Genomic DNA, 13,484 nt, shown 5'->3' with positions numbered 1-13,484 from the left:
GAACGTTCCAAACCATCATACTTATTCAAACTGCACATTCTTCTGAAACAGTATTGATTAAACGCTCAGTCTCACCGCTATTATAAAATATATATAAGGCTTGATTTATGTCATCTAGCACTTCAAGCCAGTTAGGAGTTAGCTTACTTATAGCAAAATACAATGAGTTATAATGTAGTGGTTTACCATCTTGCTCAACTGCATTAAGCAGTTTTATTTTTTCATTTTGGTTAAGCTCAGAAAACGTAACTGAATGGGTTAACACCGAAGGATCGCCTATAATAAGATCGACCCGCTTGGCAAAAAGTAATTGCATTAACTGCAAATCGTTTACCGCACTAATAACTTTAAACTCTTCATTATCCATCATGGCATCAAATTCAGGCGTGTTTTGATACCCTCTTACAACACCTATTGTTGAGCCTTTTAATGAGTTTAGATTACCTGTAAAAATACCATGTGCGTTTTTTCGCTTTAGAAATACAATATTTCCACCTTGAAACGAATTTGAAATACCAAGCAGCTCTCTTCGCATTTTATTTTTAACATAGTCTGAAGGCGCAGTGTCTTCAATAAAGTACTCAGGCATTAAAATATCGGCTTTTCCAAGTTCCACATTACGCACAGCTCTTGCCCAAGGTAAAAATTCTAAATAAACGCTGTAACCCTGACTATTAAGAACAGCAACGGCAAAATGATAGACCCACCCTTTGTTACATAAGTCGTTACTTATATAAGGCGGCCAATCTAAAGTAACAATATGTAATGTGCGTTTACTATTTGGGGCGCTATATAAAAGCCCCGATTTATAACGCTGCCCTTCTACAGTTTTAAGGCTATTTTTATGAATGAAGGTTACGCTTTGACTCGCGAAACTAAAACAACTAATAAAGGACAACAAAAAGACTACAATGCGCATAATAAAGCTATCGTCAAACTAATAGTCAGTTAAGTGTAGGCGTTATTTACACTTTTGAAGGAGGAATTAATCAAGAGAATGAAAAATTGGTAGAACGTGAAATTGAATATAGACAGTGTCTAATGCCAACTAGCAGATTTAATTGGCATTACAAAAGTTATAAAGCAGGTTTAACCCATTTCATTTTATTATTGGTATCGCGCGAACTTATTATTGTGTCATCACTGCTTTTAACACCACCTAATTTAGAAAGCCTATCGTAAAGTACTACATTACAGGTTGCAGCTAAGTTCATGCACCCTATAGTAGGAATGTAAACTACTTCATCGCACCACTTTAGTACGTCTTTAGGAACAGAACCATCTTCTGGGCCCAAAACATAAAATGCATTTTCTGGGTGCTTAAATTCAGGGAGCGGTGTAGCCCCTTCAATTAACTCAACGACAACAACGGTTGCTCCATCAGGTTTTACTTTTTCTAGGCTATCAGTAGAGGTTAATGGAATACGTTCAACCACATTTTTAGTATCGGTATGAAATTTTTGCGCATTAAGATATCGATTACCCGTAAAATAAACCTGCTTTGCGTCGTAACACCCAGCAGCTCGTAACACACCGCCAACGTTAGTAGGGCTCTTCGGGTTTATTAAACCAATACTCGCTTTTAACTTGCTCATTAATCGCAATCCTTTGTTGGCCACTCAGCAATGTATAAATCAAAATCATCTAATCTTACATTACTGTCTTTGACTGTTTTATCTTTTACTGAAATACCGAGATCATGCATAAGTGTTTTATCGCCGTTATTTAATAACGGGTGCCACGAAGCTAAACCACGCCCTTCATGCAGGCGGCGGTAACTGCAGCTCTGCGGCATAAAGAAAATATCTTTAAGGTTTTCTTTGGTTAGTTTTACGCAAGAAGGGACAAGTGTTTGGCGGTTTTCGTATTCGCTACACCCACAGGTATTATTATCTAAATACTGACAAACAATATTTGTGAAAATGAGCTGTTCACCTTCACGTAGCTGATCTGTGGGGGAAAAATCGTCTTCGTCTTTACTATCTATAAACGTATTTAAACAACATTTACCACAGCCATCGCAAATAGCTTCCCATTCATTTTGGCTCATTTCGCTCAAGCTTTTTGTAAGCCAAAACTGTGTATTTGCTAACTGTTGATCAAACATAGTGTTCTCGCGCCCTTTTAAGAGCGCGCATTCTAACGTATTGCACTAAATGGCGCAAAGCGAATACCTTAAATTGATAAGCACTTTACGCTATTAATTAACGCTGGGTTTTCACCCAACGCTTTATTTTTTTCTCCAAAATAGGCATAGGTAATGCGCCATCTATTAATATTTGCGTATGAAACACTTTAATATCAAATTGAGAACCTAGCTCTTTTTTACAATAATCGCGAAGTTCTTTAATTTTAAACTCCCCTAATTTGTACGAAAGTGCTTGCCCTGGCCACGCAATATAACGTTCAACCTCTGCCACTACATCGCTTTCAGCCATTGATGAATTAGCAAGCATGTATTGTATACCTTGCTCGCGCGTCCACCCTTTTGCATGAAAACCAGTATCGAGCACTAAACGCATTGCCCGTAATTGCTCGTCAGCCAAACGCCCATACCACATATAAGGATCGGTAAATAACCCAAGCTCTTTCCCTAAACTTTCTGCATACAGTGCCCACCCTTCAGCAAAAACCGTATACCCACCAAATTTACGAAAATCAGGTAAACCGTCTATTTCTTGTTGAAGAGCAATTTGAAAATGATGACCAGGTGCCGCTTCATGAATCGAGAGTGTTTCGAGTAAAAACTTAGGTTGTGCTTTTAAATTAAAAGTATTGATATAAAAAATACCCGGACGTGAACCATCTGGTGCTGGGGCTGCATAAGAAGCACCCGCCGCAGACTGAGCACGATAAGCCTCTACTGGTTTAACAATGTAAGGCGCTTTAGGGGCCACATCAAATAACTGCGGTACTTTTGCATCAATTTTTTTCTTAACATTTTCGTACGCTTCAATAAGCTCATCAGCGGTATTAAAGTAGAACTCATCTGAATCACGCAAGTGAGTAAAAAATGTAGGCAAATCGCCGTCAAAGCCAACGGTGTGTTTTACCTTTTTCATTTCGCTTAAAATACGCGATACTTCGCTTAAACCAATATTGTGAATTTCGTCAGCAGATAAGTTAAGCGTTGTGTTTTTCTTTATTTGGTATTCGTACCAAGCTTTACCATTAGTAAAATCACTGTAGCCTACTGACACACGACTACTAGGTATATAATCGTTAATTAAAAATGTGTGCATGCTTTGATAAGCCGGCACTAATTGCTTCATGATTAAATCGCGGTATTGCGCTGTTATTTCTTGTTTTTGCTCAACTGTAAACGAATTAGGTAAGTTTTTTATAGGTCCCCAAAACAGTGAATCTTCAGCCTTATTTACAACATGCGCACTAAATTGTGGGGCTAACTTTTTTGCAAGTGGCAAAGGTAAAACAATATTTTGTTTTATACCTTCAGCCATAGATAGCTCAACACTTTTAAGCCATTTGATATAGCCATCGCTACGTTTTAAAAAATTATTGTAATCCTGTACTGTTTTAAAAGGTTGTGCACTTTGCCCAGAGCCAAATCCAGCAAACACATTATGTGCTCCCGACATTTGATTAATAGGCAGAAAGTAGCTTGGAAATTGCATCCCCTCGAGGTTAAGTGCAAGGTCACGTTTTAAAATCTCATAACTTAATAGCGCTTGCCCTGTTAACTGCTTTGAATCAATGTAAGCAAGGCGTTGTTGATACTTTTTATAAAAAGCCGCCTTTTTGTTACGATTTGTCGCTGAAATTTCAGGCGTGAACTGATCATTAAATTCATTTTTACCGCTATATGTTGCCCTGATTGGCGAAAATGCAAGCGACTCGTTGTAGTATTGATCAACAAGCACGTTTAATTGCTGCTCGGCCGATAATTCTGAAACCACAGCATTTACAGATGATGAAACCGGTTTACTATTATTTTGTTGAGACGTTGTGCTACTACAGCCCATTAGCGCACCGATCACTGAAGAAGCGACCAGTGCTAATTTTAATAATTTCATATTAATCCTTATAAAAAACTCAGCTCGATTATGAGCTTTAAATTAAGCTAAATAAAGTAGTAACTTAGTCGTTATTTTATTGCACTTTTACTTGAGCTTGGTAAAGTCAAAACAACGTAACTTTCATATAAAAGAATTAAAAAGTGAAAAAGCACCTATTATCAGCCTCAATAGCCATATTATGTTTGAGCAGTCTACCTGCCCAGGCAGTCACCTACATTTCTGCAAAAGCCATGTTAGATGTAGAGAATGGCACACTCATTCAATCGCCATTAATTACTATTGATGATGGTGTGATCACCTCAATAGAACGTAATAAAAAGCCGAAACTAGGTAAAAATGATGAACTTATTAACCTGCCACAGTTAACACTAGTCCCTGGATTGATGGACATGCATGTACACTTAACGAGTGATCCTACTGTTTCTCGAAGTGAGCGCTTGGGTCAATCAATCCCACGCATGGCAGTTAAATCGGCTTATTTTGCTAAAAAGACCCTTGAAGCAGGTTTTACTACCGTAAGAAATGTGGGCGCAGATGGTTATAGCGTTATTGCGGTGCGAGACGGTATTAATGCGGGTGACATTGTAGGCCCACGAATTTGGGCTGCAGGTCCTTCACTGGGTATAACTGGCGGGCACTGTGACAATAACCGTTTACCGCCTGAGCTAAAATATACCTCAACAGGTGTAGCAGACGGGCCATGGGCGGTTAGAACAAAAGTACGTGAAAATATAAAGTACGGTGCAAACGCTATAAAGTTTTGTGCTACAGGTGGTGTTTTTTCAAAGGGTACCAAAGTAGGTGTACAACAATATTCGCTTGAAGAAATGAAAGCCATTGTTGAAGAAGCGCACATGCGCGACCTGCCCGTTGCAGCACATGCACACGGCACAAGCGGCATAAAAACAGCCATCATTGCAGGTGTTGACAGCGTAGAACACGCAAGCTTTTTAGACGATGAAGCCATAGCTCTGGCTACAAAACATGGCACTTGGCTTTCTATGGATATATACAACACAGAATACACATTAAGCTTTGGCGAACAAAATGGTGTAGACGAAGAAAACCTAAACAAAGAACGCCAAGTTTCTAAAAAACAAAGAGATAGCTTTAGCCGAGCTGTAAAAGCTGGTGTGAACATGGTATTTGGAACCGACGCTGCCATCTACCCACATGGTGATAATGCAAAGCAGTTTTCACGTATGGTTGAATTTGGCATGACTGAACTGCAAGCTATTCAATCAGCTACCATTAACAGCGCTAAACTTTTAAAAATGCATAATAAACTAGGGCAAATAAAAACGGGATATGCCGCCGATATTATCGCTGTTGAAGGAAACCCATTAAAAAACATTTCAACATTAGAGCAAATACCGTTTGTGATGAAAGCAGGTATTGTTTATAAAACTGAAAAATAAAATTTAAATCTAAGTTAAGGCTGGCTTTATAGTGTTAGCCTTTACTTTTAACGTTAAAATTCATTAAATTTTAATTCTCAATCCTAAAAACACTAAAATTAAAAGCTCAGTAAAACAATGTGTTAAAGGTAAAGCTTTAATAGCATTGTTTTACCTGATCTCTATTGTCACTTTTAGTTTATTACTCTTAATTTGGGAGAGTTGTTAAAGAAAATCATATTGCAATTTGTTTTCTTAATTGCCAAATTCGTCCCCTCTTTTATATTTGTTTGGTTTTTATTAACTAAGCCCGCTTGTTTGTAATAAAAAACAAGCAAATAGTTGTTTTAATCTAATATTTATTGAACTTTTAGTATATTTTGCAAATAATAATCATTACTATTACTTCAATTAATAAATACGAATGATTATCATAATGAAACAGTTTAATTTCTCACTCCTCACCCTTGCTTGTTTAAATGCACAAGCCGCTTTAGCATCAACCACTGCAGAACAAGATATTGAACACATAAGTGTTTATCAAAAACAAAATCAAGTTGTTATGAGTTCGGGCCTTGCCACAAAGTCAGATATGTCCTTAATGGAAACCCCTGCTCCTGTTGTTATTGTTGATCGTGAATTAATTGAATCACAGGGCGTAGACAACCTACAAGATCTTGTTCGTAATGTGAGTGGTTTAACCCAAGCGGGTAATAATTATGGCATTGGCGATAACCTGGTTATTCGTGGTCTTGACGCCAATTACACTTATGATGGTATGTATGGGGGAGCTGGACTTGGAAACACCTTTAATCCAACTCGCTCATTAACCAATGTTGAGTCGGTTGAAGTGTTAAAAGGCCCAGCAACAGGTTTATATGGTATTGGTAGCGCTGGTGGTGTAATTAATTTAATTGAAAAAAAACCTGAATTTGAAGAAAAACATAAAGTCGCTTTAGAGCTTGGTCAATGGGACAGCTACTCTCTTGCGTTTGACAGCACAAATGCACTTAGCGACAACTTAGCATATCGCGTAATGGCTAAAACAGCATCAAGCGATGGCTTTCGTGATTTAAAAGAAGAGCGTGATGAAATTTATACATCACTTAAGTATGTGTTAAACGATAAACAAGACGTTATGCTCTCTGCTGCCTATATTAAGGATTCAATTGCTGTTGACTCAATTGGCCACCCTATTCGCATATACAACGCAGAGACAGCGAATGGCTTAACTGCTGGTGAAGTAACCGCTGCAAACTTAGTAAACGATCCGACAGGCAGTGGCTTACAACTGACAAGTGAACAGCAATTACAATTAGCGAACTCTCTTTCTCCAACAGATGGTTTAACACCCTATGACTTTGGTACCAATGGGATTATTTCACCAATGGCCGATGATAATGAAGGTGAAGAATTACGATTTAAGCTTACGCATAATTACTTTATTACTGATGACTTATTTTTAAACCAGCAACTACAGTACCGTAATTACACATCAAGCTTTGCTCGTCAAACAGGGGCTTTTAATTACGTGTACTCAACTCGCAGTGGCGTTATTAATCAAGAGCCTCGTGCTCCTTTAGCTGAAAATGATGTACTTTATCCATTTGCAGCTAGGCGCCAAGAGTATCGCCAAGTAGAAGCAGATGAAAAATCATGGCAGTACTTTTTAGATTTAAGATACGACTTTGAGATAGGCGATATTGATAACGAACTCTTAGTTAATGCAAATTATGAAGACCGAGATATTGGTTTCAAACAATACTCTATTTATGACAGAGATAAAGTAATTTACGACACTGATGGTAATGTGCTTTATCAAGGTGCTTTACCCTATATCTATGACATGAGGCAACCAAATTGGCCAATCGGTGGCTTTGACGATTACGATCCTCTAAAAACGAGTGATTATAATAAAAAGGTTCAAGCATGGGGAATGGGCGTTCAGCATGTAGGTTATATTAATGACACACTGACTACACGCATAGGAGTCGCCTATAACCGTATTAAGCAGAGCTACGAACATAATGGTGTAGATGAACGTTACAGTTCAAGCCGTGCAGAGCCAACCCCTGAAGCAAACACATCTGATTCAGGTTTAACCTATAATTTAGGTGCTACTTATCAGCCTACTGAAGATTTTTCTGTGTTTGTTAATCACTCTAAAGGCCGAACCGCATACAGTGTATTAGGCTCTGTTGCTGGTAACGAAGCAGATAGAGAAGACTCAGAATCAATAAGTAATGACTTAGGCTTTAGGTATAAAGCATTTGACGACCAGCTACTAGCTACTTTAGTTGTGTTTGAAAGCGCTCGTACAAATCTTGAATACAGTAACCCACTGTATGAAGCTGGTGTGTCTGGCCCTGATATAGTAGAAAGCTACTTTGATGGCGAAGAGCAAACCAAAGGCGTTGAGCTTGATTTAAATGCGTATTTAAATGAGCAGTGGAAAATAAATGTTAACGGCGTATATCAAGACGCGCGTGATAAATCTAACCCCAATAGTAGCGCTTACGACACTCGTCAAAAAGGGGTGCCTTATGTAACTGCAAGCACATGGGTTACTTACTATGCAAACATATTTAATTTACCCGAGTCAGTTAATATTAGCGGGGGTATTACTTACGTTGATAACAGAAGTACTAACTCAAGTTCATTTAGTATTCCTGATGGCTATGTACCTGGCTACACTGTGTACGATGCTGCAATTTCGTATACAACTAAACAGTGGAACATACAGCTTAATTTAAACAACCTATTTAACAAACAGTATTATTCTAAAGCGATGTTTTTAGGCGGTATGCCTGGTGAAGAGCGTAATGCTAAATTAAGTTTTAGTTACACACTTTAGCGGTTAAAACTTATGGGTGCGTGTATTTACACGCGCCCTTAATATTTAAAAACTATGCATAAAATGGCTTAAATAGTATTTAAGCCAAACTAAGATTATTTTAGTGCACTTAATGCCTTGCTATCGCAAATCAACATGCTAGCATTTAATTTCTGAAATTACTGAAAGTTAATGATATGACTTTATCTGAAAAGAATTTTACCTTTGTGATGCATTGTGGCGAAATGGGCAGCCGTTGGGGCTTTAACCGTACAATAGGCCAAATGTGTGGTTTACTAATAATTACTAAAAACCCGATGACAGCGAATGAAATTGCCGACTCACTAAGTATCTCGCGTGGCAATGTGAGTATGGGCATAAAAGAGCTGCAATCTTGGCAATTAATTAAAGTTCAGCACATTCCGGGTGATCGTAAAGAGTATTATGCGCCTGCAGGCGATATTTGGGATATGGCTAATCGAGTATTTGAAGAGCGAAAAAAACGTGAAATCGATCCAACGCTCAGCCTTTTGCGAGATAACTTACTCGACGAAGCGAATAACGAAGAAGAAGTGTATGCCCAAAAGCAAATGGAAGAAATTCACAACCTACTTGAAACGGTCACTAAATGGTCGTCTGAGTTACAGCGTTTAACTCCCGAGCAGCTCAACAAGCTTATGAAACTGGGATCAGGAATTGGCAAGGTCATCGATTTAAAAGAGAAAATTTTTAAAAAAGAATAAAGCCGCATTTTGCGGCTTTATTTTTTGTTCAACTATATTTTTGGGTATCCGATTCTATCAGACAAATAACCCACACTTGTTGCAAAGTAGTAAGAACGGTTCCAATGCATTAACACTTTGTAGTTATCATAGGCCAAAAACATACGGCCGTTGATATCATCGGGCATAACCAGTGCTGCTCGTACATCAACGTTAGGCAACGCAGTACCGTCTGCTCTTCTCACCCCTAAAGCCTGCCACTCATCGAGTGAACGCTCAGAATCATTCCAATACTCAAGCCATTGTTTACGTGTTTTAGTACCACGAACTAAAATATATTTATTGTCAAAGTTATCAGGAAGCATAACTTGACGACCCCAAGTTAATGAGTCGTTCCACCCTTCTTGCTTTAAATAATTAGCAATTGAAGCAAACGCATCTTCTTTTGTAGTCCAAATATCTTTGCGACCATCATTGTTATAATCAATTGCGTAAGCATTAAAAGACGTTGGCATAAATTGAGTTTGCCCCATAGCCCCAGCCCACGAACCTTTAAACTTATCTAAGGTAATATGACCCGATTTTAAAATGTCTAAAGCCGCCCACAACTGTCGTTTGTAAAGTGCTTCACGGCGGCCATCAAAGGCAAGTGTCACTAATGATGAAATAACATTGTGACCGCCTTGAATAGTACCAAAGTTACTTTCAAGACCCCATAAAGCGACTATAAAGCGTGCTTGTACGCCAAACTCTTTAGCTACTTGCTCAAGAATATCTTTGTTCTCAGCATAAAGTTTACGAGCACGGTCAATTTTCCATTGTGGTACACGTTTTGGTAAATAGGTCTCGAGTGTTTCTTTCACTTCAGGCTGGTTTTTATCAGCTGATACCACTTTCTCTTTATAAGTCGCAGTCGCAAATGCACTATCAATTAACGACGTTTCGTAGCCTTTTGCGATTGCTTCTTCTTTTAGGTTTACTAAGTAATCTTTAAATTCGGCTTGTGTTTTGGCAACAACTGACGAACTCAAGCATAAACCACATAATACAACTGCCAGTTTTTTAATCACGATCGGCTCCATTTTGTTTTCTTAGTTCAGTAAGCAAATTATCTTCCGGTGGTGGAAGTTGTAAATAGTATCCTTGATCGGTTAATGCACCCTTAACGGTTTCCAAATCCGCACCACCTAGGTGCTCACGTTTAGCTAAGTTGATGAGCATCACATATTGAGGTTTGCCAAACATAGCCATTAGAGGTTCTGGAACTTTGCTAAAATCATCTCTTTTTTCAACAAATAAGAAGGTATCCGTCTTTTTCTTACTTTTATATACCGCAGTTAACATTATGACCCTATAAATTCTTGCACAACAATGCTGCACACTATACCATGAGAGTAATAATAAGTTAGAAAATTTAGATTAGAAATTTTGATTAAGGCCTTATTCAGCCTGTGTTTATCTAATTATAATTTCTTATCATACAATTCAATTGAGCGTGTATGTCGGACCAAATTTTTGAGTTAAAAGGGAATCTTTTTACGTTATCAGTTTTACATCTTTACAGTGCTGATATAAACCTTTTAGCAGAACAATTGTACGTAAAAATAGCCCAAGCCCCTCGTTTTTTTGAAGGAGCCCCTATTGTTGTCAATTTAGAAGAAGTAAAAACCAGTTCTTTAGACTTTGTTCATTTAAAGTCACTTATCGAACGAATGAGCTTCAACGCAGTGGGTGTATGCAATGGCTCTGATGGGCAGCATGCAAATGCCAAAAAAGCTGGCTTTTCAGTATTAAATTATTCGCAAGACGTAAAAGCAGAGCCCGTTGAAAAGCAACCAAACACGTCAATTGTCGAAAAAAATATTATACTTCCAGCACAAATAATTAACGGTACTGTACGCTCGGGACAACAGGTGTATGCAAAAGACCGCGACCTTATTGTATTAGGCGCTGTTAGTCATGGTGCAGAAGTAATAGCAGATGGCAACGTACATATTTACGGAACCCTTCGTGGTCGCGCAATAGCGGGCGCAAAAGGATTAGAAAACGCACATATATTTTGCCAAAAGCTAGAAGCAGAACTTGTTTCCATAAATGGCAACTACTGGATCAGTGACTCTCTACAAGGTGAGTTTTGGGGCAGTGCAGTACAAATACAACAAAAAAATGAATCATTAGAAATTTCAGCTTTGGTTAAAGGATAAATCTCATGGCAAAAGTAATTGTCGTTACCTCGGGTAAAGGTGGTGTTGGTAAAACAACATCAAGTGCCGCAATAGGCACAGGCTTAGCATTAAAAGGCTACAAAACGGTTATTATCGATTTTGACATCGGTTTACGTAACCTTGATTTAATTATGGGGTGCGAGCGCCGCGTTGTTTATGACTTTGTAAACGTCATAAACGGTGAAGCAAACCTAAACCAAGCACTTATCAAAGACAAACGTGTTGAGAAGTTATTTTTACTGCCAGCATCGCAAACGCGTGATAAAGATGCACTAACTCGTGATGGTGTAGAACGCGTTTTAAACGAGCTAAAAGAAGACTTTGATTATATTGTATGTGATTCACCAGCAGGAATTGAAGCGGGTGCGATGATGGCAATGTATTTTGCTGATGAAGCGATTGTAACCACCAATCCAGAAGTGTCATCTGTACGAGACTCTGACCGTATTTTAGGTATTTTGCATAGCAAATCTAAACGCGCTGAAGAAGGCCTTGAAAATATCAAAGAGCACCTATTATTAACACGCTACAACCCTGAGCGTGTTGCTAAAGGTGAAATGCTTTCGGTAGAAGATGTACAAGACATATTAGCTATCGATTTGTTAGGTGTTATTCCTGAGTCACAAGCAGTATTGAGTGCATCAAATTCAGGTCAACCGGTAATATTGGATGGCGAATCAGATGCTGGTCAAGCATATGCTGATGCCATAAACCGCTTACTTGGTGAAACCGTCGATTTTCGCTTCTTAGATGTAGAGAAAAAAGGCATTTTTAAACGGATTTTTGGAGGCTAATGTGTCGTTACTTGACTATTTCCGCTCAGAAAAGAAAAACAGTGCGTCTCTTGCAAAAGAGCGATTGCAAATCATTGTCGCACACGAACGTTCTCAGCGTGGAACACCTGAATACCTACCACAATTAAAACAAGATATTTTGGATGTAATTCGAAAATATGTGAACGTTAATAGTGATGCAGTACAGGTACAATTTGATCAGAATGAAGACGACTTAGCCGTATTAGAGCTAAACGTAACTTTACCTGACGAAGAAAAGAAATAATTGAAGAATGGGCGCGTTAAGCGCCCTCTTTATAACTAACAACTACTAAAATATTAACCTTTTAGGTATCCCACTCTTTTAGTGCTTCTTTAATAAAACTATAACGCCAAGAGCTCAATAAATCTGGCTTTATATGTGTCATTTTTTGCTCTGCCGTTAACTTCCAATTCCAGCTAATTAATTGATTTACTTGTTTTTTAGATGCTAAAACATCCTCAGGGATATTATTAGCTTTAGCAACTTTCGTTATTTTTTGCTTAATATCTTTTGCCGTTTGTTTATAATTAGGAAAATCTATTAAACGCTTCAACACTTGCGGGTGCTCGTCAACAGCAATTGCTTTAGCTTTTTCTATACACTTTAATATCTCAACCCCTGAGCGATTAACTTCAATCGATTCTACACCCGGTATTTGACGCAATGAATTTAAACTAGATGGCCCTCGCTTAGCGATTTCGGTCATGTTATGTTCTTTCAACACAAAATTGAGAGCAAGGTTTTTACGTATTGCTTTATTACGGCGCCATATAGCTAGCTCTTTTAATACAGCTAATTCATGTGGTTTTAACTGCCAAGCATTTTTAATATCTTTATAAAGCAATTCATCCGGTGTTTGAAAAGCTCGCTTATTAGCAATTAATTCGCTCTCATCCAAAACAATCTCAAACAAGTCAGCTTTGTTGATGCGATCGATAATTAATTCAAAGCACGGTAATAAATGAAATGTATCAGCGGCAGCATAATCAAGTTGCTTAGTAGTTAGCGGTCGTTGTAGCCAATTGGTACGTGATTCGCTTTTATCTATTTCAATACCTAGGAGTGTTTTAACCATAAGGGCAAACCCCATACAGTTTCCTTCACCAAGCAATTGCAAAGCAAATTGAGTATCAAACAATGGTGCAGGAACAAACCCAGCATATTTTTGAAATACTTCAATGTCTTCAGATGGTGAATGAAGCACTTTTAAAACTGCGGGGTCTTTTAAAACCTGCCAAAAATCAAATAACGAGAGCTCAGCTAAAGGATCGATAAGTGCTAAATGCTCACCGTCAAAAACCTGAATCAGTGCAACTTCTGGATACAAAGTGCGACGACGCATAAACTCGGTATCAATAGCTAATATAGGCTTATTTTGGATCTGCTCAACAAAGGTATTAAGCTGAACTTGTGTTTGAATTAATTGATATTGCACTTAGTCTCCTACATAAAAA

General features: G+C 38.1%; 13 protein-coding genes. 6 read left to right on the top strand and 7 right to left on the bottom strand.

The window, feature by feature from the left end:
* Positions 1-25: 25 nt before the first annotated feature.
* From P20480_RS04265 to P20480_RS04280, 4 genes are all read right to left on the bottom strand, one after another.
* Positions 26-919 carry a substrate-binding periplasmic protein gene (locus tag P20480_RS04265; protein ID WP_008131735.1) on the bottom strand — a complete coding sequence of 298 codons (894 nt, stop codon included), beginning with the start codon at positions 917-919 and terminating at the stop codon, positions 26-28.
* A 157-nt stretch (positions 920-1,076) separates the two neighbouring features.
* Positions 1,077-1,595 (bottom strand): RNA methyltransferase, encoded by a 519-nt coding sequence (locus P20480_RS04270; protein WP_008131734.1) that lies wholly within the window; start codon positions 1,593-1,595, stop codon positions 1,077-1,079.
* Positions 1,595-2,107: a YcgN family cysteine cluster protein gene (locus tag P20480_RS04275; RefSeq protein WP_008131733.1), complete on the bottom strand. Its 513-nt coding sequence runs from the start codon at positions 2,105-2,107 to the stop codon at positions 1,595-1,597. The genes P20480_RS04270 and P20480_RS04275 overlap by 1 nt, the downstream gene beginning before the upstream one ends.
* Before the next feature lie 97 nt (positions 2,108-2,204).
* Positions 2,205-4,034 (bottom strand): DUF885 domain-containing protein, encoded by a 1,830-nt coding sequence (locus tag P20480_RS04280; RefSeq protein WP_008131732.1) that lies wholly within the window; start codon positions 4,032-4,034, stop codon positions 2,205-2,207.
* A gap of 143 nt (positions 4,035-4,177) precedes the next feature.
* Here P20480_RS04280 and P20480_RS04285 point away from each other — a divergent pair, with 143 nt between their 5' ends.
* The 3 genes from P20480_RS04285 to P20480_RS04295 all read left to right on the top strand — a co-directional run bounded on the left by P20480_RS04285 (position 4,178) and on the right by P20480_RS04295 (position 9,010).
* Positions 4,178-5,455, top strand: coding sequence for a Xaa-Pro dipeptidase (locus tag P20480_RS04285; protein ID WP_033025754.1), 1,278 nt, complete (start codon positions 4,178-4,180; stop codon positions 5,453-5,455).
* A 415-nt stretch (positions 5,456-5,870) separates the two neighbouring features.
* The gene (locus P20480_RS04290; protein WP_008131730.1) at positions 5,871-8,288 is read left to right on the top strand and encodes a TonB-dependent receptor; all 2,418 of its coding nucleotides are present in this window, start codon (positions 5,871-5,873) and stop codon (positions 8,286-8,288) included.
* Between the two features lie 176 nt (positions 8,289-8,464).
* Complete coding sequence (locus tag P20480_RS04295; protein WP_006793466.1) at positions 8,465-9,010, top strand: GbsR/MarR family transcriptional regulator; 546 nt, start codon at positions 8,465-8,467, stop codon at positions 9,008-9,010.
* Between the two features lie 32 nt (positions 9,011-9,042).
* Here P20480_RS04295 and P20480_RS04300 read toward each other — a convergent pair whose 3' ends face one another.
* Together P20480_RS04300 and P20480_RS04305 are read right to left on the bottom strand one after the other, a co-directional pair.
* The gene (locus tag P20480_RS04300) at positions 9,043-10,059 is read right to left on the bottom strand and encodes a lytic murein transglycosylase (protein ID WP_006793465.1); all 1,017 of its coding nucleotides are present in this window, start codon (positions 10,057-10,059) and stop codon (positions 9,043-9,045) included.
* Positions 10,052-10,333, bottom strand: a complete 282-nt coding sequence (locus tag P20480_RS04305) for a YcgL domain-containing protein (protein ID WP_006793464.1) — start codon at positions 10,331-10,333, stop codon at positions 10,052-10,054. The genes P20480_RS04300 and P20480_RS04305 overlap by 8 nt, the downstream gene beginning before the upstream one ends.
* A 155-nt stretch (positions 10,334-10,488) precedes the next feature.
* On the opposite strand from P20480_RS04305, the gene minC reads away from it, so the two are divergent.
* Genes minC through minE form a run of 3 tightly spaced genes read left to right on the top strand, consistent with a single transcriptional unit; the run spans position 10,489 to position 12,273 of the window.
* A complete protein-coding gene (gene minC, locus P20480_RS04310) occupies positions 10,489-11,193 on the top strand; it encodes a septum site-determining protein MinC (protein ID WP_008131728.1) in 705 nt (234 codons plus the stop codon).
* Positions 11,194-11,198: 5 nt separating this feature from the next.
* Complete coding sequence (minD, locus tag P20480_RS04315) at positions 11,199-12,008, top strand: septum site-determining protein MinD (RefSeq protein WP_006793462.1); 810 nt, start codon at positions 11,199-11,201, stop codon at positions 12,006-12,008.
* A gap of 1 nt (position 12,009) precedes the next feature.
* The gene (gene minE, locus P20480_RS04320; RefSeq protein ID WP_006793461.1) at positions 12,010-12,273 is read left to right on the top strand and encodes a cell division topological specificity factor MinE; all 264 of its coding nucleotides are present in this window, start codon (positions 12,010-12,012) and stop codon (positions 12,271-12,273) included.
* 61 nt (positions 12,274-12,334) lie between these two features.
* Here minE and rnd read toward each other — a convergent pair whose 3' ends face one another.
* Positions 12,335-13,465, bottom strand: a complete 1,131-nt coding sequence (rnd, locus tag P20480_RS04325) for a ribonuclease D (RefSeq protein WP_008131726.1) — start codon at positions 13,463-13,465, stop codon at positions 12,335-12,337.
* Between the last annotated feature and the right edge of the window lie 19 nt (positions 13,466-13,484).

The sequence above is a fragment of the Pseudoalteromonas sp. BSi20480 genome, from assembly GCF_000241365.1.
GTDB classification, from domain to species: Bacteria; Pseudomonadota; Gammaproteobacteria; order Enterobacterales; family Alteromonadaceae; genus Pseudoalteromonas; species Pseudoalteromonas marina.
Note: the sequence above shows the minus strand (reverse complement) of the source record. Positions and strands in the feature narration are given on the sequence as shown.